This window comes from Stenotrophomonas sp. YJH_SMC_10, from assembly GCF_059371555.1.
The window spans coordinates 442,919-468,827 of the sequence record NZ_JCAFUS010000002.1; the positions used below are offsets into that span (position 1 = coordinate 442,919).

Below are 25,909 nucleotides of genomic sequence, written 5' to 3' on the forward strand. Positions count from 1 at the left end.
AATGCGGCTCTGGCCCCCACCGGATCCGCTGGCAGCCTTAAAGCTACCTAATCAATATCGGAGTGCCGGATGGCCAACGATGGGGTACACGATCCAGTCAACACCGGACGTCGGCGTTTTCTTTCTGCCACCACAGCCGTGGTGGGCGCCGTCGGCGTCGGCTTCACCGCCGTTCCTTTCATCAAATCCTGGAACCCCAGTGCCCGCGCCAAGCTTGCCGGCGCACCGGTGGTAGCCGACATCAGCGCCCTGCAGGAAGGCCAACGCCTGATCGTGGAATGGCGTGGCCAGCCGATCTGGATCGTCAAGCGGTCCAAGGCGATCCTGGATGCGCTGCACGGGCTGGACGGCCGCCTCAAGGACCCCGAGTCCGGCGAAAAGGACCAGCAGCCGGACTACGTGCTGAAGCAGAACCCCGAGCTGCGCTCGATCAAGCCGGACATCTCCGTGCTGGTCGGCCTGTGCACGCACCTGGGCTGCTCGCCGGAAATGGTCGCCGAGATCCGGCCCGAGCCCTATGACCCGCAGTGGAAGGGCGGCTACTTCTGCCCCTGCCACAAGTCGCGCTTCGACATGTCCGGCCGCGTCTTCAAGGACGTGCCGGCGCCGATCAACCTGAAGGTGCCCGCGCACCACTACCAGGACGACAACACCATCATCATCGGTGTCGATCCGCAGGGGGCTGCCTGATGGCCAATATCCTCAGCCGTACCGCCAGCGGCGTGGCCGACTGGGTCAATGCCCGCGCGCCGGGCCTGATGCCGGTCTACCGCAAGCACGTCAGCGAGTACTACGCGCCGAAGAACTTCAACCTCTGGTACTACTTCGGTTCGCTGGCGCTGCTGGTGCTGGTCAACCAGATCGTCACCGGCATCTTCCTGACGATGCACTACAAGACCAACGCCGCCGAGGCGTTCGGCTCCATCGAATACATCATGCGTGATGTGGAGTGGGGCTGGCTGATCCGCTACATGCATTCCACCGGTGCCTCGCTGTTCTTCATCGTGGTCTACCTGCACATGTTCCGCGGCCTGCTGTACGGCAGTTACCAGAAGCCGCGCGAGCTGGTGTGGATCCTCGGCATGCTGATCTACCTGGTGCTGATGGCCGAAGCCTTCATGGGCTACGTGCTGCCGTGGGGACAGATGTCGTTCTGGGGCGCCAAGGTGATCATCTCGCTGTTCGGCGCGATACCGGTGATCGGCAACGGCCTGACCGAATGGATCATGGGCGACTACCTGCCCAGTGACGCTACGCTCAACCGCTTCTTCGCGCTGCACGTCATCGCGTTGCCGCTGGTGCTGCTGTTGCTGGTGGTGCTGCACCTGGGCGCGCTGCACGAAGTGGGGTCGAACAACCCCGATGGCGTTGAGATCAAGAAGGGGCCCAAGGGCAACCGCTGGTCGCCGAATGCACCGGCCGATGGCATCCCGTTCCATCCCTACTACACGCTCAAGGATGGCGTCGGCGCCGGCTTCCTGCTGATCATCGCTGCCTTCATCATCTTCTTCGCCCCCGGTTTCGGCGGCCTGTTCCTGGAGCACGACAACTTCACCGAGGCCAACCGCCTGGTGACCCCGGAACACATCAAGCCGGTCTGGTACTACACGCCGTACTACGCGATGTTGCGCGTGGTGCCGAACAAGCTGGGCGGCGTGCTGGTGATGTTCTCGGCCATCGCGATCCTGTTCCTGGTGCCGTGGCTGGACAAGGCGAAGGTGAAATCGGTGCGCTACCGCGGCTGGATCTCGAAGGTGATGCTGGGCGTGCTGGCCGTGTGCTTCGTGTGGCTGGGCGTGATTGGTTCCGGCCCGGGTACCGACGTGCACGAGACCTACATCGGGCGGGTGCTGACCTTCCTGTACTTCGCGTTCTTCATCACCATGCCGCTATGGACAAGGCTGGACAAGACCAAGCCGGTACCGGAGAGGGTGACCACGCATGACTGAGCGCTGGATGGTCCGGCTGGCCCTGGCGGCCACCCTGATGCTGGGCAGTTTCCTGGCCTCCGCCGCCGAGGGCGGCACCCCGCTGCTGCAGGCCGGCAACGACCCGGGTGACCGCGCCTCGCTGCAGCGCGGCGCGCAGCTGTACATGAACTACTGCTCCGGCTGCCACGCACTGAAGTACCTGCGCTATTCGCGGATGGCGCAGGACCTGGGCCTGACCGAGGAAGAGGTGATGAACAACCTCAACTTCACCGGCTCGGCGATCGGCGACCCGATCCCGGTGGCGATGCCGAAGGAGAACGCGGAGAAGTGGTTCGGCAAGATGCCGCCCGATCTCAGCCTGATCTCGCGCGTGCGGGGCAGTGACTGGGTCTACACCTATCTCAAGTCGTTCTACCTGGACAGCAGCCGCCCGCTGGGCTGGAACAACGCGCTGTTCGCCAATGCCTCCATGCCCAACCCGCTGTGGGAGATGCAGGGCCTGCAGCATGCGGTGCACGGCAAGGCGGAAGCGCCCGGCATGGACCCGCCGGTGACCGGCCTGAAAATCGAAACGCCCGGGTCGGTCGATGCCGGCCAGTACGATCAGGCCGTGCGGGACATCACCAACTTCCTCGAATACGCCGGTGAACCGGCCGCGCTCAAGCGCCAGCAGCTGGGCGTGTGGGTGATCCTGTTCCTGGCCCTGCTGACTTTCCTGCTGTACCTGCTGAAGAAGGAATACTGGAAGGACGTCCACTGATTCTGCCGCTGGCCATCGCACGGGCCTATTGGCTTTTGTGATGGTCGGTTGCACACTCGGGGAGGAGTCGACCGCCGGCACGGTGCCGGCGGCGCCGATGCGGCAGGCGGTCTCCTGTCGTGGGAGAGCCTTTGATGGCGGCGAGCGTACGCATGCGCAATACACTGACGCTGTTTTCCTCGAACGACGACGTACTGTGCCACCGTGTACGCCTGGTCCTGGCGGCCAAGGGGGTCACCTTCGACTTTGTCCCGGTCGATCCGCAGAACCCGCCTGAAGACCTGATCGATCTCAATCCGTACCATTCCGTGCCGACCCTGGTCGAGCGCGAACTGGTGCTGTACGCCGCCTCGGTGGTCAGCGAATACCTGGACGAGCGCTATCCGCATCCGCCGCTGATGCCGGTCGATCCGCTGTCCCGTGCGCGCATCCGCCTGGCGATGCTGCGCATCGAGCACGACTGGGTGCCGCAGGTGCAGGCCATCCAGCTGGGCAACAAGACCCAGGCCGAGGCCGGTCGCAAGCGCCTGAAGGAACTGCTGACGGCCTCGCTGCCGCTGTTCAAGGCCAGCAAGTTCTTCCTCAACCCGGAAATGAGCCTGGCCGACTGCGCCATGGCCCCGATCATCTGGCGCCTGCAGTCGCTGGATGTTCCGCTGCCGAAGGATGGCAAGGCGATCGAGGACTACGGCAACCGCATCTTCCGCCACCCCGGTTTCGTCCGCAGCCTGACCGAGCAGGAAAAGAAACTGCGCGACCTGCCGGCCTGACCGGCCCATGCAGTACCCGTCTGCACGCCGACCGGCGTGCAGGCGATCCGCCCCGGCAGGCCGCCGGGCGCGTACACTTCACGCATGACCGAAGACTTCTTCCACATGACCAGCCACCGCCCGTACCTGCTGCGGGCGCTGGTGGAATGGATCAACGACAACCAGCTGACCCCGCACATCCTGGTCGACGCCGGCGTTCCCGGCGTGCAGGTCCCGCCTTCGGCGGTCAAGGATGGCCGGGTCGTGCTCAACATCGCCGAACGTGCTGTCGTGCGGCTGATGATCGACAACGAGATGGTCAGCTTCTCGGCGCGCTTCTCCGGTACCAGCTACCCGGTGCAGGTGCCGATCAGCGCCGTGCTGGCCGTCTACGCCCGCGAGACCGGGCAGGGCATGGCGCTGCCGGATGACATCCCGGGCAGCGAAACCGCGCCGACCAGCGACGAGCTGCTGCATGAGGACGGCACGCCACCGGACGATACGCCGCCGGCCAGCCCGCCGCCGAAGGGCCGCCCGAACCTGCGCGTGGTCAAGTAACCCTTCCGACGCCGCCCCGATGGGCGGCGTTTTTCTTTGCCCGTTTGCGGTGGGTGCCTGCCGTTGGTCGGCACATTCTTAAACCCTAGACATCCTCGGCATCCTCCACATCCGGCCGGATCTGGCTGATCCGCGCCGCGCCTGGGCCGGTGAACGAGATCAACTGGTCGCCACGCAGCACCATGCGTCCCACGTGGCGGTCGATGCCATCGTAGGAATACTCGAACTTGAAGGTGCGCTCGAAGCCGAGCCGGCCATCCTCGCCGCGCGACAGCCGCAACCCGGTGGCGTGCACCGCCTGATCCAGCCACTGCACGTTGGCGGCGCGGCAGGCATTGCGGCCCAGTTCCACCGCGCGCTCGGCGGCCGAGCGCGCGGCGTTCCAGAAGAAGTAGATGATTCCGCCGGCAATCAGCAACAGCAGCAGGGTGGGCATGGCGTCAGCCGTCAGAGGTGGATCCGGCAAAGATGGCGGCGAATGCGTGCTGGATCAAGCGCCTGTGTCACCGCCTTGGCGGCTGCGGGTCGGTCATCGGTGATGGGGGTGCGGTGGCCGGCACCGTGGCCGGCACTGCCTGCATCGGTGCTGTGCTGGGCGAAGGCATCGCCAAGGGCGTGGTCGCGGTCAGCTGCAGCAGGGCCGCCCAGTCCTGGCGGTTGAAACTGCATTCGTCCTCACGCCCCGGGGTGCAGCTGGGGTCAATGCCGGTGCTGTTGCGTTCGCGCGCCGGCGGCAACTTGATCAGCCCGGTACGATCCAGCGGCAGCAACCGCATCGCCACGGTGTTCATCACGTTGCCACCGACCAGGTACAGGGTCTGGTCGCCGCCGAGGTTGGCGGCCACCACCACTTCGCAATGTGATTTCCAGTGGCCCACCGAACCGTTGCCCAGCGCCTGCACCAATCCGCTGTAACTGAGCGTGCTGCTGCGGTCGCGCAGGAAGCACAGCAGGTCACCGGGCGCGGGTTTGGCCGTGGCCGGGTCGACCAGCCTGTACGGCACGCCCGAGGGGCCGCCCTGGTACGCGGCGCGGATGTAGTCGATATGGCGTGGCGAGGTATTGAAGCCGGGCACACCGGCGCGCACCATCACCCACGAAATGAAGGCGGCCGACCACGGGTTGTCGACCAGGAACGCGCGGCAGTCACTGTCGGTGTAGCGCGTGCCCAGCGGTGCCAGGCAGCTGCTGGCGCCGGCGATGCTGCCCATGGCGTTGAGCGTGCCGCTGTTGCGCCAGTAGCCGGCCACGCGCTGCCAGGCGATCAGTCCGTTGTCGGCCAGGTGTTCGTTCTCGGCCTCGGTGACACTGAGACTCGCCGCACGGCCATCACGATCGATGAAAGGCCGGAACCAGAGCCGGTGTTCATTGCAGGCAGTATTGCGGATGGCCACCGCCAACGGACTCAGGCCGAAGCGGGGCGGCACATCGCAGGCTTCGGCGGCCGCTGCGGACAGGGGCGCTGCAGCCAGCAGCAGACAGGCAGGCAAGAGCATCCGGGGCATGCGCGGCTCCTGTGGGGGATGTCCGCAGCGTCGCAGCGCTGTCGTGAACGCCGGGTGTGAGAACGCGGTCCGATCCCTTTTCCGATGGAAAAGGGATCGGACCCCGCGCCAGGCCTCAGCCCGGTGGCGGGCCCAGCTTCAACGACAGGTCGATCGCCTGCACGTGCTTGGTCAGGCCGCCGATGGAGATGCAGTCGACGCCATCCTCGGCGATCGAGCGCAGGCCGCCCAGGCCGACGCTGCCGGAGACTTCCAGTGGAATGCGGCCGGCAGTGATGCGTACGGCTTCGCGGCGCAGGTCGGGGCTGAAGTCGTCCAGCAGGATGCGTTCGCACCCGGCTTCAAGGGCCTGGCGCAGCTGCGCCAGGTCTTCGACCTCGACCACCAGCGGCAGCGCAGGCCACTCACGACGTGCGGCGGCCACCGCCGCGGCCAGCGAACCGGCGGCACGGATGTGGTTCTCCTTCAGCATCACCGTGTCGTACAGGCCGAAGCGATGATTCTCGCCACCGCCGCAGCGCACCGCGTACTTCTGCGCGAGGCGCAGGCCGGGCAGGGTCTTGCGGGTGTCGAGGATGCGCGTGCCGGTACCGGCCACCGCCGCCACGTAACGGGCGGTGGTCGTGGCGGTGCCGGACAACGTCTGCAGGAAATTGAGCGAGGTGCGCTCAGCGCTGACCAGGCTGCGGCTGCGCCCGTGCAGCAGCGCCAGCACGGTGCCGGCGGTGACGGCATCGCCTTCGGCGATGTGCCATTCAATGCGCACCTCGGGGTCGAGCGCGCGATGGGTGGCGTCGAACCAGGGCCGCCCGGCGATCACCGCGTCCTGCTTGCACAGCAGGTAGGCGCTGTCAGCCTGGTCGGGCAGCAGGGCAGCGGTGACGTCGCCGCTGCCCAGGTCCTCGGCCAGTGCACGCGCGACAGCGGCGGCGACCAGGGCCGCATCCGGCGTCGGCAGCGTGCTCATGCGGCCGGGAAGTCGGCGATCTGGGACGTCGGGATGGCTTCCTCGGCCAGCAGCACCGGGATGCCGTCGTCGACGCGGAACACCTGCTTGCGGTCACGGGTGACCAGCGCTTCGCGCAGCGGCTGCGCCAGCGGGTTGCCATCGGCCTTGTTCACCGCGCCGGCGGAGATGGCCTTGTTGAGGGCTTCCAGGCCCTTGCCATCCAGCAGGGACAGGGGCTGGCGGGTGTCCGGCGACACCAGCAGGTCGAGCAGCTTGCGATCCATGGTTCTTCGTCTTGCGTGGAAGATGGCTAGAATACGTCTTTAAGGCAGGTGACGGCCAATGACCCCCAACCCGATCGCGCCGCTTGTCGGCATCGTCATGGGTTCCCGTTCCGACTGGGAAACCATGCAGCACGCCGCCCAGAAGCTTGAAGCCCTGGGTGTTCCGTTCGAAGTGAAGGTGGTGTCCGCGCATCGGACCCCGGATGTGTTGTTCAGTTACGCCGAGCAGGCGGGCCCGCGTGGCCTGCGCGCGATCATCGCCGGTGCCGGCGGGGCCGCGCACCTGCCGGGCATGATCGCGGCCAAGACCGCCGTGCCGGTGCTGGGCGTGCCGGTGCAGTCCAAGGCCCTCAACGGCATGGACTCGCTGCTGTCGATCGTGCAGATGCCGGCCGGCATTCCGGTCGCCACCTTCGCCATCGGCAATGCCGGCGCCTCCAACGCGGCGCTGTTCGCGGCGGCGATGCTGGCCAGCGACCAGCCGGCGATCGGCCAGGCGCTGGACGCCTTCCGTGCACGCCAGACCGAAGACGTGATGGCCCACGACGATCCGCGCCAATGAGCCTGACCGTCGGCATCCTGGGCGGCGGCCAGCTCGCCCGCATGATGGTCCTGGCCGGTGCGCCGCTGGGGCTGCGTTTCGAACTGTACGACCCGGCAGCCGACGCCTGCAGCGGCCCACTGGCGCCGCTCACCGTCGGTGCCTTCGATGACCGCCAGGCGCTGGCGGACTTCGCCGCCAAGGTCGACGTGGTCACCTTCGATTTCGAGAACGTGCCCGCCGACAGTGCGCAGTTCCTGGCCGGCCGCGTGCCGGTCTACCCGCCGCCGGCTGCGCTGGCGGTGGCCCAGGACCGGTTGAGCGAGAAGACCCTGTTCCAGCAGCTGGGCATTCCGCTGCCGGCCTTCGCCGACATCCGCAGCCGCGACGAGCTGGCGGCGAAGGCCGCTGAATTCGGCCTGCCGTGCATCCTCAAGACCCGCCGTCTGGGCTACGACGGCAAGGGCCAGTTCCGCCTGCGCAGCGAGGCCGACGTCGACGCCGCCTGGGAGGCGCTGGGCGCGCAGGTCGAGCGCACCGGGCTGATCCTGGAGGGCTTCGTCGCCTTCCAGCGCGAGGTCAGCGTGGTGGCCGTGCGTGGCCGCGATGGCAGCTTCGAGGCCTGGCCGATCACCGGCAACTGGCATGTCGATGGCGTGCTGTCGGCCAGCGTGGCGCCGGCGGTGCTGTCCGACGCCGAGCAGCAGGCGGCCATCGGCTACGCGCGCCGTGTCGCCGAGCACCTGCAGTACGTCGGCGTGTTCGCGCTGGAGCTGTTCTGCCGCGATGGCGAGCTGTTGGCCAACGAGATGGCGCCGCGCGTGCACAACTCCGGCCACTGGACCATCGAAGGCAGCGAGACCTCGCAGTTCGAGAACCACCTGCGTGCCGTGCTGGGCCTGCCGCTGGGCAGCACCCGCATGCTCGGCCATGCCTGCATGCTGAACTGGCTGGGCGAGATGCCCGACCCGGCACCGGTACTGGCCCAGGCCAGCGGCCATTGGCACGATTACGGCAAGCAGCCGCGTGAGGGCCGCAAGGTCGGCCACGCCACGCTGCGCGACGATGATGCCGTGGCCTTGGCCGATGCGCTGGAGCAGGTTGGCCTGGAGCTGGACCGTCAGGCCCAGGTCGCACCTGCGGTGCACGCGCTGCGCAACCGCTGAGCCGGTAGTGCCGGCCGCTGGCCGGCAATGCAACGATGTGGCGCGCCGGTGCAGGCATTGGCGCAACATTTCCGGTGGTAGCGTGGGAGCTCCTTTACAGGAGTCACGACCATGCTCGACTGGAATGCCTACCGCAAGGAACTGAAGGGTCGTATCGGCGAGATCGGCAAGCTCTCGCCCGACACGATCAAGGGCTACGCCACCCTGGCCAACGCCGGCGCCCAGACCAACCACCTTGATGCCAAGACCCGCGAGCTGATCGCGCTGGCGGTGGCGGTGACCACCCGCTGCGACGGCTGCATCACCGTGCATGTGGACGCAGCGCTGAAGCAGGGCGCCAGCCGCGAGGAAATCGCCGAAGCACTGGGCGTGGCGGTGTCGCTCAACGCCGGCGCCGCGCTGGTGTACTCGGCGCGGGTGATGGATGCGGTGGCCGCGCACGAGAGCGCGTGACGCTCCGCTCTGCATTTCGGTAGTGCCGGCCGCTGGCCGGCAACCCCGGCATCCTTGTACGTCCAGTGGGTTGCCGGCCAGCGGCCGGCACTACCCGGTGACCGAGCCGCTGCCTCAGCGCAGCTGGCTCTCGGCGAATTCCCAGTTGACCAGCTGCCAGAACCCGTCCAGGTAGCGCGCGCGATCATTCTGGTAATCGGTGTAGTAGGCGTGCTCCCAGACATCGCAGCACAGCAGCGGGGTGCTTTCGCCGGTCAGTGGCGTGCCGGCATTGCGCGTGGCCTGGATGCCCAGCTGGCCACCGGGGTGCTGCACCAGCCACACCCAGCCCGAGCCGAACAGGCCCAGCGCCGTGCGGTTGAACTCCTCGCGCAGGCGCTGTACGTCGCCGAACTGGCGCTTGACCAGCTCGCCCAGCCGGCCCTGCGGCTCGCCGCCGCCGCGCGGGCGCAGGCACTGCCAGTAGAAGCCATGGTTCCAGGCCTGGGCGGCCGCATCGAACAGAGCGCCCTGGGCATGGCGCACGATCTCTTCCAGTGACGCTTCCTCCCACTCGGTGCCGAGGGTGCCGGCATTGACCGCGTCGACATAGGCGCGGTGGTGGCGGCCGTGATGCAGCTCCACGGTCTGCGCGGACAGGTGCGGCTGCAGGGAGCCGGAGAGGTAGGGCAGGGCAGGCAATTCGACGGGCATGGACAGGTTCGTGGCCAGGGGGACGACGGCAGCCTGTTCCATCCGCTTACAATGGCGGCTACCGTGGGCAGTCTAGCCGACCATCGCGGTCGGGTTGTCCGGCGAAGCAAGGAGTGTGGTTGTGGCGGTGATGCAGCAAATCCAGGCCGAGGTCGATCGTTACCCGCTCGTGCTATTCATGAAAGGCACCCCGCAGTACCCGATGTGCGGCTTTTCCAGTCGCGCCGTGCAGGCGCTGATGGCGGCCGGCGCTGTCGCCCTGCGCACCGTCAACGTGCTCGAGGAACCGGAGATCCGTGCCAACCTGCCGCGCTTCTCCAACCTGCCGACCTTCCCGCAGCTGTTCATCAACGGTGAGCTGATCGGCGGCTGCGACATCGTCATGGAACTGTTTGAATCCGGCGAGCTCAAGCGCATCGTCGAAGAGGCGACCCAGGGATGAGTGCCTGGCCGTCGACGTCACCGACTGACGGGGCGTTCGATGGCCGCCCGTTGCAGGACCGCGTGGTGCTGGTCGCCGGGGCCGGCGGCGGGCTGGGCAGTGCCGCGGCGGTTGCTGCCGCAGCCGCCGGGGCCACCGTGGTCCTGCTGGGGCGCAAGCCGCGCCGGTTGGACCGGGTCTATGCCCAGGTCCAGGCGGTCGGCCCGGAACCCTTGCTGTACCCGCTGGACCTGGAAGGTGCCGGCCCCGACGACTACGCCGAACTGGCCCAGGCCCTGCAGCGCGAGCTGGGGCGGCTGGACGGCCTGCTGGTCTGCGCCGCGCATTTCCCGGGGCTGACCCCGTTCGAGCTGGCCGACCCGGCCAGCTTCGCCCGCGCGGTCCATGTCACCCTGACGGCCCCGGCCTGGCTGGCCCAGGCCTGCCTGCCGTTGCTGCGACAGCGCGAGGATGCCGCCCTGGTGTTCGCGGTCGATGCCCCTGAACGGGTGGGGCAGGCCTACTGGGGAGGGTACGGCGTGGCCCAGCACGGCCTGCGTGGCCTGATCGCCAGCCTGCACGATGAACTGGGCCGCAGTCCCGTCCGGGTCAGCGGCCTGTACCCCGGCCCCCTGCGCACGGCGCTGCGCGCACGTGCCTATTCCGTCGACCAGGACCCGGCTGCGCAAGGCCCGGAAGCCGCAGCGGCAGCGGCGGTGACCCTGTTGTCCGGGGCCGGGAGCGTCTGGCGCGGGCAGATTCTTGATGCCAGTGGGATGCCCCGGGAAAAGTGAGTCCCGTGGAAAGGCGGAGTGAAGAACCCGTCACGATTGCGTTGCGAACCGGTGCCGTTTGTCGCACAACCGTCACATTGATGGCGTAGCGTGTTAATCTAGTGTTAACCGTTAGGGCTGCCTTCAGCCGAGCGGTAGGGAACCCCAGATAACTCTCCGATCAGCCACCCGCAGGGCTGCTTGGATGCGCTTTTTTTCCGCCATCGCCAACTCGCATCGAGGCTACCGAAAAATGACCCACCCACTCCGGATGTCCAAGCTCACCCTTGGTCTCGTGGCTGCACTTGCCGCCGCCCCTGCCTTCGCCCAGAGCACCTCTGCCGGTGTCGGCGGCCAGGTCGTGTCCCGCAGCGGCCAGCCCGTTGCCGGCGCTGAAGTCACCATCACCCACACCGAGTCGGGCACCGTTTCGCGTGCGACCACCGATGCGGCCGGCCGCTACAACGCGCGCGGCCTGCGCGTGGGTGGTCCGTACTCGATCACCATCACCAAGCCGGGTGAAGGCACCAAGACCGAAGACGGCGTCTACCTGGGCGTGAACCAGACCGGCACCATCAATGCCACCTTGGCCGGCGACCTCGCCGCGACCAACCTGGACACCGTGCAGGTCACCGCTGTCGGCGGTGGTTCGGAAGTGTTCAGCGCCACCAAGATGGGCTCGGGCACCAACATCAGCCAGCAGCAGATCGAAGTTGCGCCGTCCATCGGCGGCAACATCCAGGATCTGATGCGCCTGGATCCGCGCGTGACCTTCATCGATCGCGCCTCGGGCTCGATCTCGGCCGGTGGCCAGAACCCGCGCTTCAACTCGATCAACATCGACGGCGTCTCGGCCAGCGACACCTTCGGCCTGGAAGGCAACAACATGCCGACCCGCCGCCAGCCGGTCGCGATGGAAGCCATCGAAGCCCTGGACATCAACCTGTCCAACTACGACGTCAGCATCGCTGCTGCCGCCGGCGCCACCGTCAACGCGGTGACCAAGTCCGGTACCAATGAATTCCACGGTTCGGTGTACGGCACCTACCGTGATGGCGACTGGTTCGGCGACAACCCGGAAGGCCAGCCGTTCAAGGGCTTCACCAAGGAAGAAACCTACGGCATGACCCTGGGCGGCCCGATCGTCAAGGACAAGCTGTTCTTCTTCGCCAACTACGAAAAGTTCAAGCAGGCCGCCCCGGGCGCCGACCTGAGCGGCACCGCGCTGGGCAAGGCCAATCCGCAGTTCACCCTGGCCGACGTGACCCGCGCGCAGCAGATCGCGCAGGGCTATGGCATCAACGCCGGTGGCCTGGAAAGCAACGGCGACACGGAGATGGAAGAGTACGCGCTGAAGCTGGACTGGAACATCAGCGAGAACCACCGCGCCAACATCCGTTACAGCAAGATCGACCAGAGCAAGCTGCGCATCAACGGCATGACCACCAGTTCGGCCTCGCTGAGCTCGTACTGGTACCAGCATGACAAGACCAACGAGAGCTACGTCGCCCAGCTGTTCAGTGACTGGACCCCGAACTTCTCGACCGAATTGAAGGCGTCGTACCGCGAGTACTCGGCGATCCGCAACGTGTCCACCGGCGCGCCGAGCATCCGCATCTACTTCGGCGGCAACGAGGCTGCGCCGTCGGGCGATTCGCTGTACCTGGGTACCGAGGTCAATTCGCAGGACAACATCCTCGAGACCAAGGCATGGAACTACTACGCCGCCGCCACCTGGACCCTGGGTGACCACGACGTCAAGTTCGGCGCCTCGTACGACACCAACGACATCTACAACTACTTCGGCGCCAACTCGTGGGGTGCCTACACCTTCTACGGCCTGGACAACTTCGCCGCTGGCCGCTGGAGCAGCTACAACTACAACCCGGAGCGCACCCCGGGCTCGATTCCGGCTGACTACAAGTACAGCAACCTGGCCCTGTTCGTGCAGGACACCTGGTATGTCAACAACAACCTGACCCTGACCCTGGGCGTGCGTGCCGACCGTGCCGACACCAGCCCGGCCCCGACCTACAACGCTGCAGCCTCGACCTTCTTCGGTCGCGACAACAGCGAGGTGCTGAGCAACAAGTTCCTGATCCAGCCGCGCGTCGGTTTCAACTACACCTTCGACAGCGAGCGTCCGACCCAGCTGCGCGGCGGCGTGGGCCTGTTCCAGGGTGATGCGCCGCAGGTGTGGCTGAGCAACAGCTACTCGGCCACCGGCTTCAACAATTCGGTGTACGCCTACACTGCCTACGATCGCACGCTGCCGTTCAACGGGAACAAGGACAGCCAGCCGGTCCCGACCACCCCGGGCTCGAACCGTCAGAACGTCAACTTCGTCGGCAGCGACTTCAAGATGCCGTCGGTGTACAAGGCCAACCTGGCCTTCGATCATGAGACCCCGTGGTACGGCATCGTGGCTTCGGCCGAGCTGCTGGTCACCAAGGTCAAGGATGCCCTGTACTACAGGAACCTGAACCTGGGCCCGGTGCAGCAGCTGGGTCCGGACGGTCGTGAGCTCTATTACGCTGCGTCGCGCAACGGCAACCTGTGGACCAACAGCGATGCCCGCTTCGGGCGGAACCGCGGCTACGACGCCGTCTACGAAATCGCCAACACCGACAAGGGCCGCACCTCGCAGTTCACCGTGTCGCTGAGCAAGCCGTGGTCGGACGCCAGTGACTGGTCCTGGAACATCGGTTACACCTACACCGACGCTACCGAAGTGGGCTCGCTGACCAGCTCCACTGCAAGCTCGGGTTGGAACTACCAGTACGCCTTCAACGCCAACAGCGAAACCGAGAACACCTCGCGCTACCAGATCCGTGACCGCCTGTCGGGCTCGCTGAACTGGAAGCACAAGTTCTTCGGCGACTACGAAACCAAGGTCGGTCTGGTGTACGAGGGCCGCAGCGGCCGTCCGTACAGCTACGTGTACGTGAACGATGCCAACGGCGACGGCCGTGCCGCAAACGACCTGTTCTACGTGCCGAACCCGGGCGAGGTTCTGTTCGGCAATCTGGTGGGCAGCACCTTCACCCCGGATGCGGCAATGGAGAAGTCGTTCTACGAATGGCTGGCGGCCAACCCGCAGCTGGCCAAGTACGCAGGCGGCTACGCTCCGGCCAACCAGTTCCGTACCGGCTGGATCAACACCTTCGACATCCGCATCAGCCAGCAGCTGCCGGGCTTCATGAAGGGTCACAAGTCGGAAGTGTGGCTGGACATCCAGAACGTCGGCAACATGCTCAACAAGAAGTGGGGCAACATCTACGACTACGGCTTCTTCGCCGATGCGCGCGTGGCTACCCTGCAGGGCATGAAGGACGGCAAGTACGTCTACAACTTCCGCGGCGCTGACCTGCCGACGGTGGCCAACAACGACGCAGACGGCTTCGACGTCGGTGTCTCGCAGTGGTCGTTGCAGCTGGGCTTCCGCTACCAGTTCTGATGCACTGACGTAGCGTTGCTGTAAACGGAAACGGCCGGGGAAACCCGGCCGTTTTCCGTTCAGGCGAAAGTCCTTGCAGGGTGTCGGGCAACGGCGTAGCATCCAGAAATGTGCGCGGCGTCAACGCCGCCCAGGCGGTCCCGGACAGGCGAACGCGGGCAGCACACATCCAACGGTCGGGCTTCCCGGCCGTTTTGCTTTTTAAGGGGGCGGCAGTACAGTCGGAAACCTTGAAGGAAGCGAAAAATTGGATATGACCACGAACGAAAAATCAGCCCGTGCGCTGCCGGTGCAGGATGCGCGGATCTACCCGCGCGGTGGGCTGGACGTGCTGTCGCGGGCCGAAGTGGCACGCCTGCGCGATGCCTCCGCCGGCGGCATGCATGAGCTGCTGCGCCGCTGCGCGCTGGCCGTGCTGACCAGCGGCAGCGCCTCGGACGATCCGCGCGCGGCGCGCGACCTCTACCCTGATTTCGACATCCAGGTGGCGCAGCAGGATCGCGGCGTGCGCATCGACCTGGTCAACGCACCGGCGATGGCCTTCGTCGACGGTGAGATCATCCGCGGTGTCGCCGAACTGCTGTTCGCCGTCGTGCGCGACCTGGCCTACATGGCCATCGAGATGGGCCCGGCCTACGCGGCCGAGCTGGAGTCGTCCGAGGGCATCACCAACGCGGTGTTCGGCCTGCTGCGCAACGCGCGCATCCTCAACCCGGGCGATCCGAACCTGGTGGTGTGCTGGGGCGGCCACTCGATCTCGCGCGACGAGTACCTGTACACCAAGCAGGTGGGTTACGAGCTGGGCCTGCGCGGCCTGGACATCTGCACCGGCTGCGGCCCGGGCGCGATGAAGGGCCCGATGAAGGGCGCGACCATCGCCCATGCCAAGCAGCGCCGCACCGTCACGCGCTACATCGGCCTGACCGAGCCGGGCATCATCGCGGCCGAGTCGCCGAACCCGATCGTCAACCATCTGGTGATCATGCCGGACATCGAGAAGCGCCTGGAGGCCTTCGTCCGCATCGGCCACGGCATCATCGTGTTCGCCGGTGGCGTCGGCACGGCCGAAGAGATCCTGTACCTGCTCGGCATCCTGCTGCGCGAGGAGAACAAGGACCTGCCGTTCCCGCTGATCCTGACCGGCCCGACCGTGGCAGCGCCATACTTCGAGCAGATCGACCGCTTCATCCGCCTGACGCTGGGCGACGAGGCTGCCGAGCGCTACGAGATCATCATCGGCGACCCGGTGGCCGTGGCCAGGAAGATGGCCAGTGGCATCAAGCGCGTGCGCGAACACCGCCTGGCGCAGAAGGACTCGTTCTTCTTCAACTGGTCGATCGAGATTCCGTGGGAGTACCAGCAGCCGTTCGTGCCGACCCACGAGGCAATGGCGGCGCTGGACCTGCATCACGGGCGTGCGCCGCACGCGCTGGCGGCCGACCTGCGCCGGGCGTTCTCGGGCATCGTGGCCGGCAACGTGAAGGAGGACGGCATGCGCCGCATCGAGCAGTTCGGGCCGTTCCAGATCCACGGTGACCCGGACATGATGCAGGCGCTGGACGCGCTGCTGCGCGCCTTCGTCGAGCAGCGCCGGATGAAGATCTCCGGCGAATACCAGCCCTGCTACCAGGTGCTGGCCTGAACCCGGGCCGGCGCGATGGGGATCGCGCCGGCACCGGTCGGGGGAGGGTGGACGTCAAGCCTTTGACGCCCGTCGCCCCGGATTGACCGTTCATCCTGCCGCCGCTTGCCGGTGGCGGGGCGATGGCCCATCGTGGCCACCAACACGCTGGGGAGCGTCCAATGTCTTTGCGCCGGCAAAACGGCTTCACGCTGGTTGAACTGATGGTCACGCTGGCTGTCTTCGTGGTCCTGGCGTCGATCGCCTATCCGAGCTTCCGCAACATGATCCGCTCGAACCGGCTGGCGACCGCCAATAACGAGCTGATCGCGCTGGCCAACCTGGCCCGCAGCGAGGGCATCCGCAACAGCACCGGTGGCGGTGTCTGTGGCAGTGCCGATGGCAAAGCCTGCGATGGCGACTGGACCAAGGGGGTACTGGCGTGGTCGGACCTGGACGGCGACGGACAGATGGGCGGCAATGACGTGGCGCTGCGCTTCTCGCAGGGCAACCCGCAGCTGAGCGTGGTCGGCCCACCGGGCGCGGTCATCGCCTTCGACGGGCGGGGCCGGCGCAGGGCTGTTGCTGATCAGACGCTGGTGCTGTCGCCGGATGCGTGCAAGGCCGGTGAATCGAAAAGCACGTTGACGATCAACCAATCCGGCCAGGTCCGGGTGACCAAGGGAACCTGCTCATGAGCCGCCGCAACCTTGCCCGCCCACGTTCTTCGCAGGGCGGCTTCAGCCTGATCGAAGTGATGGTGGCGGTGCTGATCCTGGCGTTCGGGCTGCTGGGCTTCGCCCTGCTGCAGACCACCAACGTCCGCTTCGTGCAGAGCGCGAACTACCGGACGCAGGCCACCAACCTGGCCAATGACCTGATCGAGCTGATGCGCGCGCAGCGCACCGACACCCTGGCCGGAGGCGCCTATTCCTCGGCCTCGTTCTCGGCCGGATCAGTGAAGCCCAACGGCGCCTGCGCCTGGCCGACCGGTGCCGCCGTGACACCGAAGACGAACGTGGCGCGCTGGCAGTGCGAGGTCGCGCGCACGCTGGGCGAGAAGGCCAGTGCACAGGTGACCTTCGTGCAGAGCACCGGTCAGGTCACCGTGGCGATCAGCTGGGGTGACCAGCGCTGGGATCCGAAGGACCCCGACAGCCTCACCACCTTCGGCCTGACGACCTTCCTGTGAACATGCCCATGAGTCCAATTTCGCGCGCCCGAGGCCTGTCGCTGATCGAACTGATGATTGCCATGGTCATCGGCCTGGTCCTGATGCTGGGCGTCACCCAGATCTTCATCGCTTCGCGTGCGGCATCGCGCCTGTCCGAAGGCGCGGCCCGCACGCAGGAGAACGCGCGTTTCGCACTGGATTTCCTGCAGCGTGACCTGCGCATGGCCGGCCATTTTGGTTGCGTCAACGACCAGGCGCACCTGGTCAAGAACACCGGCGATGTCGGCTATCACCTGGGTATCAGCTCCGGCAGTGGCGACCCACTGGACTTCTCAGTGCCGGTGCAGGGTTACGAGGCTGCAGGTACTGCACCGGGCACCACGCTGACGCTGGGGCGTGCGTGGAGCGCGGCACAGTCGGTTCCGAAGAGCATCGCCAATCTCAAGCCGGCACCGTTGCCGGGCAGCGACATCCTGGTGTTGCGCCTGATGAGTCCGGAAGGGGCCGTGGTGACCGGCATCTCCGTGGCCGCGGGCGCGACCACGCTGACCGTCTCCAGTGATGGCATGGCCCGACTGAAGGCCAACGCCGCAGGCACGCCGACGGTCTTCGGCGTGGCCGACTGCACCCGTGCGGACGTGTTCCCGGCGACCATCAGCGGTTCGACCGTGAAGGTCGACAAGGTCGACCTGAGCAACTATTCGATCAACAACGCAATGACCATGCTGTATCGCGCCGATGGCATGGCGTACTACATCGCGAGCAACCCCAATGGCGAGCCGGCGCTTTACCGGGCACGTGCCAATGGCGCCGGTGGCTATGCCGACGGCGAGGAGCTGGTGGAAGGCATCGAGAACATGCAGTTCCTGTACGGCCTGGATGCCACCACCAACATCTCCCTGCCCACGCCGCCGACCGGGCGCATCGTAGACCAGCGCGTGGCCAGTGCGGTGAGCACCGGCACCGACGCTGCCGCCGCGGCGCAATGGCGACGCGTCGGCATGGTGCAGGTCGGCCTGCTGGCGCGCAGTCCGCAGCGTGCGTCGGCCGAAGCACCGGGCAGCGCGGCCACTTATCCAGCCATCCTGGGAGTGGGTTTCGCTCCGGCCGATCCTTACGACCAGCGCCACCGTGGCGCCTATGAAGCGTCCGTTGCGCTGCGCAACCGCTTGTTCGGGAACTGACGACCATGCGCACTTATCCTTCCTCCAGGCGCCGCCCCTTCGTTGCCCAGGCACGGCAGCAGGGTGCTGTTCTCTACGTCGCGCTGATCATGCTGGTGCTGCTGGCTCTACTGGGCGTGATCGGCATGCAGGTGGCCGGCATGCAGGAGCGCATGGCAGCCGGTTACCGGGCGACCAACATGGCGTTCCAGAACGCCGAAGGCGCGGCCCGCAGCGCCGAGAACGCGGTGGAGAACATCGCAAACCGGAAGGATGCCGGTGCCAATCCGTCCGTGGTTTCCTCCGACATCAACCAGCAGTGCGACGACGGCTTCGACCCGTCGGCCTGGGTCGCGAAAACCAAGCTGAGCAGCAAGCCGGCGATCTATGTCCGTGAGATCCAGGGGTGCATCCAGGGCGAAGGTGCACTGGACATGGGCAAGACGGTGGAAAAGCCGACGCCGGTCTACCAGATCACGACCTATGCCGGTGATACCACCAGTGATGCGACGTCGCGTGCGGCGATCGATACCGTATTCAAGCTGTAAGGGTGGGGACCCATGAACACTCGCAACCGCAGGATCCTGGCAGGCGCTGGCCTTGCCATTCTCGCCGCTGGGGGCTACCTGGCGCACACCCTGTTCGCGGCACAGGCGCAGGGCGTGCTGGCGCAGGAGCCGATGAACGTGCAGACGCGCGCGACGCCGGCCTTCATCATGGCCGTGGACGATTCGGGTTCGATGAATTTCGAACGCATGTTCCCCGGCGGTGACGGCCGCATGCGCTGGAACACCAGCACCGGAAGCTTCTTCAACAATGACGGAAGCTTCTTCAGTGTCGGTTCGGCGTGTTCGACCAATTCAGTGGACTGCTACCTTTATCTGTACCCACACGCGGATTTCAACAAGGAATATTCGCCGGGTCGCGCCATTCCGCCGCTGGACATCTACGGCTTTGCCCGTTCCCATGTCTACAACGCCAGCTACTTCAACCCGGACGTGACGTACCGGCCGTGGACCAATGCCGATGGCACGTTGTGGGCCGATGCCTCGATCACCCAGACCCGTGCCGATCCGCGCTCGGGCCAGCGTGGTTACAACGCCGTCTACAACATGACGACCGACCGTTCCACGACGGCGGAGCAGTTCCAGTTCGTCAGCGGCATGCGGATTCCCGACCTGTCCGGAACCGGCAACTCCTATTACACCGGCCGAGGCTGGAGCACGGCGGCGATCAGCAACACCGGCAACACCACCTATGCGGTGACCTATTTCCCGGCCACGTTCTACCTGCCAGCGGCGGCGCCGGCACCGGCGGGCTACAAGACCGACAATGCCAGCCGGCCACTGATCGCAGGGGCCTGTGGCCCCGGCTGCGACATGCGCCGCTACCAGATCAAGTCAGGCAACTATTCAAGTTCCGCGGCCTACAACGCCGCGATCCAGAACTTTGCCAACTGGTTCCAGTATCACCGCAATCGCGTATTGGCCATTGTCGGTTCGTCGACTGCCGCACTGGTGAGCGTGGATACGATGCGCGTGGGCTACTTCACCATCAACAAGCTCAGCAACGCGACCATGTACGACATGGTCACCAACCGGGCTGACCTGTACTCGCAGATCTACGGGTTGACCGCCAGTGGTGGCACGCCCAATCGTCGCGCCGTGGAGTACCTGGTGGACCAGTTCCGCCGTACCGATAGCGGCGCGCCGGTCCAGCTGGCCTGCCAGCGCAATGGCGGCATGCTGTTCACCGACGGCTACACCAACTCCGGCAATACGGCGAACAGCGGTTTCGGTGATGCCGACTCGGTGAACTCGACCCACCTGCCGTCCATTCCGTTCGCCGATGGCTACAGCAATACCATCGCCGACATCGCGGCGGCGGCCTACGCCGGCGCGCGCACGCCCCTGCGCACCGGGACCGGCTTCCCGGCAGGGCAGGTGCCGGTCAGTGACAAGTGCAATTCGCTGGACAAGGGCAGCCCGGACTGGAAGCGACTGGATTGCCAGACCGACCTGCACATGAACTTCTACGGCGTGACCCTGGGCGCGCAAGGCAAGATCTACGGCGTCAACCAGGCCGCCACCGACGATCCCTACAAGAACCCGCCGAACTGGGCCGGCAACGGCAACCCGATAAACGTGGACGACGGTACTGTCATCGATGAACTGTGGCATGCGGCCGTCAACAGCCGTGGCGAGTTCATCAACGCACAGACGCCGGCAGACGTCACCGAGGCCATGCGCCGGGTGCTGTCCTCGATTACCGGTGGTGCATCGCCATCAGGGACGATCGGCATCAGTGGTGCGCGCATCGGTACCGGCTCACTGGCGGTCACCCCGCGCTATGACATCACCAACAGTGGTACCGACTGGTCGAGCAAGCTGACCGCGTCAAGCGTCAAGGTCAACGCTGACCAGGTGGCCGAGCTCACCGAGGTGTGGGAGGCGTCCAGCCGCCTGTCCTCGTCCGGCCGCCGCATTGTCGCCAACAAGCTGGGTTCGCCGGTGGATTTCAACAGCGCCCGCATCAGCTTGCAGGATCTGTGCAGCAAGCCCAGCGGCAAGTACGCGACGATGCTGGTCTGCTCCGCCGACAAGCTGACGGCGATCAAGGCCGACCTGGCCAGCGCGATCAACTACCTCATGGCCGACAGCTCGACCGAAGTCCGCAACGGTGGCAAGTATCGTGACCGCACCACGCCGCTGGGTGACATCGTCAACTCGGCGCCGGTGGTGAGTTCGCCGTTGGACGACTACGGCTATCGCCAGCTGGGCGGCACCTACGCCAAGAGTTACACCGACTACCTGGCGACCAAGGCCAAGTCGCAGCGGTACATGGTCTATGTCGGCGCCAACGACGGCATGCTGCATGCCTTCGACGGCGGCATGAAGGCCGATGCAAAGCAGGACGGCACCGGCGGTACGGAGACGTTTGCCTACATCCCGGCCACCGCGCTGGGCCACATGGCCAACCTGCTGTTCCCCTACAAGTCCGACACGGCTGACCAGACCTTCCGCCACCGCTACTACGTCGACGGTCCGGTGACGGTGTCCGATACGTTCAACGGCACCGCCTGGCAGACCAGCCTGGTTGGCACCACCGGTGCGGGCGGTCGTTCGGTGTTCGCACTGGACGTCACCACGCCGGGCAGCTTCGGCACCGGCAACGTGCTGTGGGAAATCAGCGACGTCAACGCGTCGCTGAGGGACGAGGTGCGCAACAACATCGGTTTCGTGCTGGGCAAGCCGGTGATCGTGCCGGTGAAGAGCGGCACCGGCGTGGCCTGGAAGGCGATCTTTGGCAACGGCTATGGCAGTGCCAATGGCAAGGCCGTGCTGTTCGTTGTCGACATGGCCACAGGCGACATCCGCATGATCGAAGCGGTCGAGGGCACCTCGGGCGCCGGCATCTCCGGGGATAATGGGCTGGGCAATGTGGTGGTGGTCGATCGCTGGACCGGCGCCAACCAGGATGCGCGCGGCCGAGATGGGCTGGCCGACACCGTGTATGCCGCCGACCAGCGCGGTGCCGTGTGGAAGTTCGACCTGACCAGCAGTGCGAACACCACGCTGACGGTGCCGATGTTCACCAGCCAGGCGGCACAGGACTCCTCCGGCAAGACCTACCGTCAGCCGATCACCGGTGGCATGACCGCAGCGACCGGCCCCTCGGGCGGTGTAATGCTCTATTTCGGCACCGGTAGCTTCTCGTTCACCAGCGACAAGGATGACAAGTCGCAGCAGGCGCTCTACGCGGTAAACGATCTGTCGGGAAAAACGGTGACCTCGACGGTGACCGCTGCCAATCTCGTTCCGTATACAGCCGCCGCCGCCACAAGCAGCGATGAACGCAAGATCACTGCAGGCGTGGCGCCGGCCAACGCGCGTGGCTGGATGATTCAACTTCCCGCTGGCAACGGCGAACGCGCGGTAGGCAACCCGATCCTGGTCAGCGGCATTGTCTTCATGCCGACCTATGTGCCCAACATGGAAACGGTCGGCTGTTCGACCAGTGGTTCCAACTGGCTGTTCGGACTGTCGTCGATCAGCGGCCTGCCGATGCTGGAGAACGTCCGCTACGGCTCACCGGCCGGCAGCCAGCCCGGGGCAGGGACCGCAGCGATCGCGCTGAAGACGGGAGGGACCGCGCCGGTGCGTGACGTCTCGCTGTCGGTGCTGCCACGTCCGACGGACAACAAGGCGCCGCCCGGAGGCAGCTCCTGCTGGATGGCCGTCGGCGCGGCAGGCAGCCAGTCGCTCTACCTGCCTTACCCGTGTGGTCGCCAGTCCTGGCGCCAGCTCCAGTAACCCAAGTGCGAGGATCCACGCCCATGCTGCACACAACCATGCCTCGCCGCGCGGCTGGCTTCACGCTGATCGAACTGATGATCGTGGTGATCGTCATCGGTATCCTGGCGGCCATCGCCATTCCCTCCTACCAGGAATACGTTCGGCGCTCGCATCGCGCCGTGGTGAAGGCGGACCTGGCCGAGTACGCACAACGTGCCGAGCGCTACCACACCAGCAACAACTCCTACACCGGCTACGCGCTGCCGACCAAGGTGTCGCCACGCGATGGCGGTACCGTGCGCTACAACCTGGATTACAAGGGGGATGGCTCCAGTTTCACGATCACGGCCACTCCGCAAGGCACGCAGGCCAAGGACAGTTGCGGCACCCTGAGCGTGGACCAGGCCAACCGCAAGACGGCCAGCGGCGGTGTGGCCAGCTGCTGGTGAATCAGGTGTTGATCTTCGTGTAGTCGGTCAGTACAATGCGCCTCCCCGCCCGAATAGCTCAGCCGGTTAGAGCACTTGACTGTTAATCAGGGGGTCGTTGGTTCGAGTCCAACTTCGGGCGCCAGATACTGCAGAAGCCGCGAGAAATCGCGGCTTCTGCTTTTTCGTGCAAGTGTTCAGCAGGGTGCATTGCGATCTGCGCGTTCGCTTCGGGTGCGGCCGCCGTTGTTGACGACCAGCGCGCCGTGCAGCCGGCCACCCGCGCAGATGCGCAGGGTCAGGTTGGCCCCCGGGCTGCGTCCGTCTGGCTGGAAGAACAGCCGGGGGCGCCCGCTGCTTGCCCGCGCTACGACCGCGATGTCCGGACGCCCGGTGTGGTGGACCAGGATCGCCTCTGGCGACGCGGGCTCCCCGCGCTGCTCGCCGCTGCGGTAGATGATCCAGCCGGCGCTCCAGTCGTCGTTGCAGTGCAGGCCGTCGACACTTGCACAGACGCCGATCAGCTCGCGCCTGCGCAAGGCCTCGCTGCGGGCGCCGGACAGGCTGGCGTGCAGGCTCAGTTGCAGTGCATCGGCGCGTTGCCGCAGCAGGAGGGGCTGCAGCGCCGGCCAGGACGCGGCCAGCAGCACCGCCAGCACCACGACCACCACCAGCAGTTCGGTCAGGTGAACGCCCCGCGCTGGGCGGGGGCCGACGGGGCAGGGGGCGTGGGCAGGGCGCATGCATTCAGCCTCCGCGCCTGGCCGGGCGGCTGCCATCGGGAAGCGCCGCGGCGGGCTGCCCGGAGACCCCTCAGCCAGCCGTCACCCCACGCCTCGTATACTCATCCTCCCCGGGAACTGGCAACACCATGAGCGACAGTTTTGAACTTGTCTCGCCGTACTCGCCGGCGGGCGATCAGCCCGATGCCATCGCCAAGCTGACCAGCAACTTCGAGGCCGGCATCGCCAAGCAGACCCTGCTCGGCGTCACCGGCTCGGGCAAGACCTACACGATCGCCAACGTCATCCAGAACGTGCAGAAGCCGACGCTGATCATGGCGCCGAACAAGACGCTGGCGGCGCAGCTGTATGGCGAGTTCAAGGCCTTCTTCCCGCACAACGCGGTGGAGTACTTCGTCAGCTACTACGACTACTACCAGCCGGAGGCCTACGTGCCCTCGTCGGACACCTTCATCGAGAAGGACAGTTCGATCAACGAGCACATCGAGCAGATGCGCCTGGCCGCGACCAAGACCCTGCTGTCGCGCCCGGATGCGATCGTGGTGGCCACGGTGTCGGCGATCTACGGCCTGGGTGCACCGGAAGACTACCTGTCCCTGCGCCTGATCCTGTCCAAGGGCGAACGCATCGACCAGCGCGACCTGATCAACCACCTGACCCAGCTGCAGTACACGCGCAACGAATACGAGCTGCAGCGCGGTACCTTCCGCGTACGCGGCGAAGTGATCGACGTGTTCCCGGCCGAGTCGGACAGCGAGGCGCTGCGCATCGAGCTGTTCGACGGCGAGGTCGAGAAGATCACGATGTTCGACCCGTTGACCGGCGAGACGCTGCGCAACATGCAGCGCTTCACCGTCTATCCCAAGACCCATTACGCGACCACCCGCGAGCGCGTGCTGGCCGCGGTGGAAACCATCAAGGTCGAGCTGAAGGAACGGCTCGAGCAGTTGTACGCCGAGAACAAGCTGGTCGAGGCGCAGCGCCTGGCGCAGCGCACCCAGTTCGACATCGAGATGATGGCCGAGGTCGGGTTCTGCAATGGCATCGAGAACTACTCCCGGCACCTGACCGGCAAGAAGGCCGGCGAGCCGCCACCGACCCTGTTCGACTACCTGCCGCCGGATGCGCTGCTGGTGATCGACGAGTCGCACGTGACCATTCCGCAGATCGGCGCCATGTTCAAGGGCGATCGCTCGCGCAAGGAAACCCTGGTCGAATTCGGGTTCCGCCTGCCGTCGGCGCTGGACAACCGTCCGTTGCGCTTCGAGGAGTGGGAGGAGCGCTGCCCGCGCAGCATCTACGTGTCGGCCACGCCCGGTCCTTACGAGCTGCGCGAGGCGGGTGACGAGATCACCGAACTGGTGGTGCGCCCGACCGGCCTGATCGATCCGGTGGTGGAGATTCGCCCGGTCGGGACCCAGGTCGACGACCTGATGAGCGAGGCCAACGCGCGCATCAAGGCCGGTGATCGCGTGCTGGTCACCACGCTGACCAAGCGCATGGCCGAGAACCTCACCGAGTACCTCACCGAACACGGCATCCGCGTGCGCTACCTGCACTCGGACGTGGACACGGTCGAGCGCGTGGAGATCATCCGCGACCTGCGCCTGGGCAAGTTCGATGTGCTGGTCGGCATCAACCTGCTGCGCGAAGGCCTGGACATGCCCGAAGTGTCACTGGTGGCGATCCTGGACGCCGACAAGGAAGGCTTCCTGCGCTCCACCGGCTCGCTGATCCAGACCATCGGCCGTGCGGCCCGCAACGTGCGCGGCAAGGCGATCCTGTACGCCGACAAGATCACCCGTTCGATGCAGGCGGCGATCGATGAAACCGACCGCCGCCGCGCCAAGCAGGTCGAGTACAACGAAGAGCACGGCATCGTGCCGCGTTCGGTGGCGCGCCCGATCGTCGATGTGCTGGAAGGCGCACGTTCGGATGCGGCCGAAAAGGAAGCGAAGAAGGGCCGGGGCAAGGGCCGGCCGGGCGTGGCCGAAGAGGCGGCCGACTACCGTTCGCTGTCGCCGGCACAGCTGGGGGTGCGTCTGAAGGCACTGGAACAGCAGATGTACCAGCACGCCAAGGACCTGGAGTTCGAGGATGCCGCGCGCGTGCGCGACCAGATCCGGCAGCTGAAGGAAGCCAGCCTCGGCTGAACGTGGCAGTGCTGCGTCATCTTCACAAAAGTGTTGCGCTTCCCTGCCGGCATCCGTAATATACGCGGCCTGCACCGACGCAATCGCGGAAA

25 protein-coding genes and 1 tRNA gene are annotated in these 25,909 nt (G+C 66.1%); 20 read left to right on the forward strand and 6 right to left on the reverse strand.

Annotation, left to right across the window (positions count from 1 at the left end; translation table 11 throughout):
- The first annotated feature begins 69 nt into the window (after positions 1-69).
- From petA to AC5P9C_RS05365, 5 genes are all read left to right on the forward strand, one after another.
- On the forward strand, positions 70-690 hold the full coding sequence (gene petA, locus AC5P9C_RS05345) for a ubiquinol-cytochrome c reductase iron-sulfur subunit (RefSeq protein ID WP_004151998.1): 621 nt from the start codon (positions 70-72) through the stop codon (positions 688-690).
- Positions 690-1,949: a cytochrome b gene (locus AC5P9C_RS05350; protein ID WP_049467520.1), complete on the forward strand. Its 1,260-nt coding sequence runs from the start codon at positions 690-692 to the stop codon at positions 1,947-1,949. Before petA ends, AC5P9C_RS05350 begins: the two co-directional genes overlap by 1 nt.
- Positions 1,942-2,691, forward strand: a complete 750-nt coding sequence (locus AC5P9C_RS05355; RefSeq protein WP_343543263.1) for a cytochrome c1 — start codon at positions 1,942-1,944, stop codon at positions 2,689-2,691. The genes AC5P9C_RS05350 and AC5P9C_RS05355 overlap by 8 nt, the downstream gene beginning before the upstream one ends.
- Positions 2,692-2,825: 134 nt before the next feature.
- On the forward strand, positions 2,826-3,461 hold the full coding sequence (locus AC5P9C_RS05360) for a glutathione S-transferase N-terminal domain-containing protein (protein ID WP_021203577.1): 636 nt from the start codon (positions 2,826-2,828) through the stop codon (positions 3,459-3,461).
- Positions 3,462-3,545: 84 nt separating this feature from the next.
- Entirely contained in the window at positions 3,546-3,998 is a 453-nt protein-coding gene (locus AC5P9C_RS05365) for a ClpXP protease specificity-enhancing factor (RefSeq protein WP_014646584.1), read from the forward strand.
- Between the two features lie 85 nt (positions 3,999-4,083).
- Here the strand turns inward: AC5P9C_RS05365 and AC5P9C_RS05370 are convergent, their stop codons facing one another.
- The 4 genes from AC5P9C_RS05370 to AC5P9C_RS05385 form a co-directional block, all read right to left on the reverse strand.
- Positions 4,084-4,434, reverse strand: coding sequence for a DUF3301 domain-containing protein (locus AC5P9C_RS05370; RefSeq protein WP_053494948.1), 351 nt, complete (start codon positions 4,432-4,434; stop codon positions 4,084-4,086).
- A gap of 67 nt (positions 4,435-4,501) precedes the next feature.
- On the reverse strand, positions 4,502-5,503 hold the full coding sequence (locus AC5P9C_RS05375) for a DUF2272 domain-containing protein (protein WP_154330359.1): 1,002 nt from the start codon (positions 5,501-5,503) through the stop codon (positions 4,502-4,504).
- Positions 5,504-5,618: 115 nt separating this feature from the next.
- A complete protein-coding gene (gene nadC, locus AC5P9C_RS05380; RefSeq protein WP_343543269.1) occupies positions 5,619-6,470 on the reverse strand; it encodes a carboxylating nicotinate-nucleotide diphosphorylase in 852 nt (283 codons plus the stop codon).
- Positions 6,467-6,736: a Trm112 family protein gene (locus tag AC5P9C_RS05385; RefSeq protein WP_057495220.1), complete on the reverse strand. Its 270-nt coding sequence runs from the start codon at positions 6,734-6,736 to the stop codon at positions 6,467-6,469. Before AC5P9C_RS05385 ends, nadC begins: the two co-directional genes overlap by 4 nt.
- A gap of 58 nt (positions 6,737-6,794) precedes the next feature.
- On the opposite strand from AC5P9C_RS05385, the gene purE reads away from it, so the two are divergent.
- The 3 genes from purE to AC5P9C_RS05400 all read left to right on the forward strand — a co-directional run bounded on the left by purE (position 6,795) and on the right by AC5P9C_RS05400 (position 8,896).
- Positions 6,795-7,298, forward strand: coding sequence for a 5-(carboxyamino)imidazole ribonucleotide mutase (gene purE / locus AC5P9C_RS05390; protein WP_005412808.1), 504 nt, complete (start codon positions 6,795-6,797; stop codon positions 7,296-7,298).
- The gene (locus tag AC5P9C_RS05395) at positions 7,295-8,443 is read left to right on the forward strand and encodes a 5-(carboxyamino)imidazole ribonucleotide synthase (RefSeq protein ID WP_150827282.1); all 1,149 of its coding nucleotides are present in this window, start codon (positions 7,295-7,297) and stop codon (positions 8,441-8,443) included. The genes purE and AC5P9C_RS05395 overlap by 4 nt, the downstream gene beginning before the upstream one ends.
- A gap of 111 nt (positions 8,444-8,554) precedes the next feature.
- A complete protein-coding gene (locus AC5P9C_RS05400; RefSeq protein WP_049467531.1) occupies positions 8,555-8,896 on the forward strand; it encodes a carboxymuconolactone decarboxylase family protein in 342 nt (113 codons plus the stop codon).
- 114 nt (positions 8,897-9,010) lie between these two features.
- Here AC5P9C_RS05400 and AC5P9C_RS05405 read toward each other — a convergent pair whose 3' ends face one another.
- Positions 9,011-9,589 (reverse strand): superoxide dismutase, encoded by a 579-nt coding sequence (locus AC5P9C_RS05405; protein ID WP_074725984.1) that lies wholly within the window; start codon positions 9,587-9,589, stop codon positions 9,011-9,013.
- Between the two features lie 121 nt (positions 9,590-9,710).
- On the opposite strand from AC5P9C_RS05405, the gene grxD reads away from it, so the two are divergent.
- The 11 genes from grxD to AC5P9C_RS05460 all read left to right on the forward strand — a co-directional run bounded on the left by grxD (position 9,711) and on the right by AC5P9C_RS05460 (position 23,066).
- A complete protein-coding gene (grxD, locus tag AC5P9C_RS05410; RefSeq protein ID WP_049467533.1) occupies positions 9,711-10,031 on the forward strand; it encodes a Grx4 family monothiol glutaredoxin in 321 nt (106 codons plus the stop codon).
- Entirely contained in the window at positions 10,028-10,804 is a 777-nt protein-coding gene (locus tag AC5P9C_RS05415) for an SDR family NAD(P)-dependent oxidoreductase (RefSeq protein WP_343543070.1), read from the forward strand. Before grxD ends, AC5P9C_RS05415 begins: the two co-directional genes overlap by 4 nt.
- A gap of 232 nt (positions 10,805-11,036) precedes the next feature.
- Complete coding sequence (locus AC5P9C_RS05420) at positions 11,037-14,240, forward strand: TonB-dependent receptor (RefSeq protein WP_229301983.1); 3,204 nt, start codon at positions 11,037-11,039, stop codon at positions 14,238-14,240.
- A 253-nt stretch (positions 14,241-14,493) separates the two neighbouring features.
- The gene (gene ppnN, locus AC5P9C_RS05425) at positions 14,494-15,882 is read left to right on the forward strand and encodes a nucleotide 5'-monophosphate nucleosidase PpnN (RefSeq protein ID WP_049467539.1); all 1,389 of its coding nucleotides are present in this window, start codon (positions 14,494-14,496) and stop codon (positions 15,880-15,882) included.
- A gap of 161 nt (positions 15,883-16,043) precedes the next feature.
- Positions 16,044-16,559 (forward strand): pilus assembly FimT family protein, encoded by a 516-nt coding sequence (locus tag AC5P9C_RS05430; RefSeq protein WP_053463494.1) that lies wholly within the window; start codon positions 16,044-16,046, stop codon positions 16,557-16,559.
- A complete protein-coding gene (gene pilV, locus AC5P9C_RS05435; RefSeq protein ID WP_057495216.1) occupies positions 16,556-17,053 on the forward strand; it encodes a type IV pilus modification protein PilV in 498 nt (165 codons plus the stop codon). Before AC5P9C_RS05430 ends, pilV begins: the two co-directional genes overlap by 4 nt.
- Before the next feature lie 8 nt (positions 17,054-17,061).
- Positions 17,062-18,219 (forward strand): PilW family protein, encoded by a 1,158-nt coding sequence (locus tag AC5P9C_RS05440; protein ID WP_053506820.1) that lies wholly within the window; start codon positions 17,062-17,064, stop codon positions 18,217-18,219.
- Between the two features lie 5 nt (positions 18,220-18,224).
- Positions 18,225-18,746 (forward strand): pilus assembly PilX family protein, encoded by a 522-nt coding sequence (locus AC5P9C_RS05445; protein WP_343541677.1) that lies wholly within the window; start codon positions 18,225-18,227, stop codon positions 18,744-18,746.
- Positions 18,747-18,758: 12 nt separating this feature from the next.
- A complete protein-coding gene (locus AC5P9C_RS05450) occupies positions 18,759-22,511 on the forward strand; it encodes a pilus assembly protein (protein ID WP_057495214.1) in 3,753 nt (1,250 codons plus the stop codon).
- A 23-nt stretch (positions 22,512-22,534) separates the two neighbouring features.
- Positions 22,535-22,942: a type IV pilin protein gene (locus AC5P9C_RS05455; RefSeq protein WP_053463490.1), complete on the forward strand. Its 408-nt coding sequence runs from the start codon at positions 22,535-22,537 to the stop codon at positions 22,940-22,942.
- Between the two features lie 47 nt (positions 22,943-22,989).
- Positions 22,990-23,066, forward strand: a tRNA-Asn gene (locus tag AC5P9C_RS05460).
- Between the two features lie 52 nt (positions 23,067-23,118).
- On the opposite strand, the gene AC5P9C_RS05465 is transcribed toward AC5P9C_RS05460, so the two are convergent.
- Entirely contained in the window at positions 23,119-23,664 is a 546-nt protein-coding gene (locus tag AC5P9C_RS05465; protein ID WP_343541684.1) for a GspH/FimT family protein, read from the reverse strand.
- 128 nt (positions 23,665-23,792) lie between these two features.
- Here AC5P9C_RS05465 and uvrB point away from each other — a divergent pair, with 128 nt between their 5' ends.
- Entirely contained in the window at positions 23,793-25,817 is a 2,025-nt protein-coding gene (gene uvrB / locus AC5P9C_RS05470) for an excinuclease ABC subunit UvrB (protein ID WP_049464761.1), read from the forward strand.
- Positions 25,818-25,909: the final 92 nt, after the last annotated feature.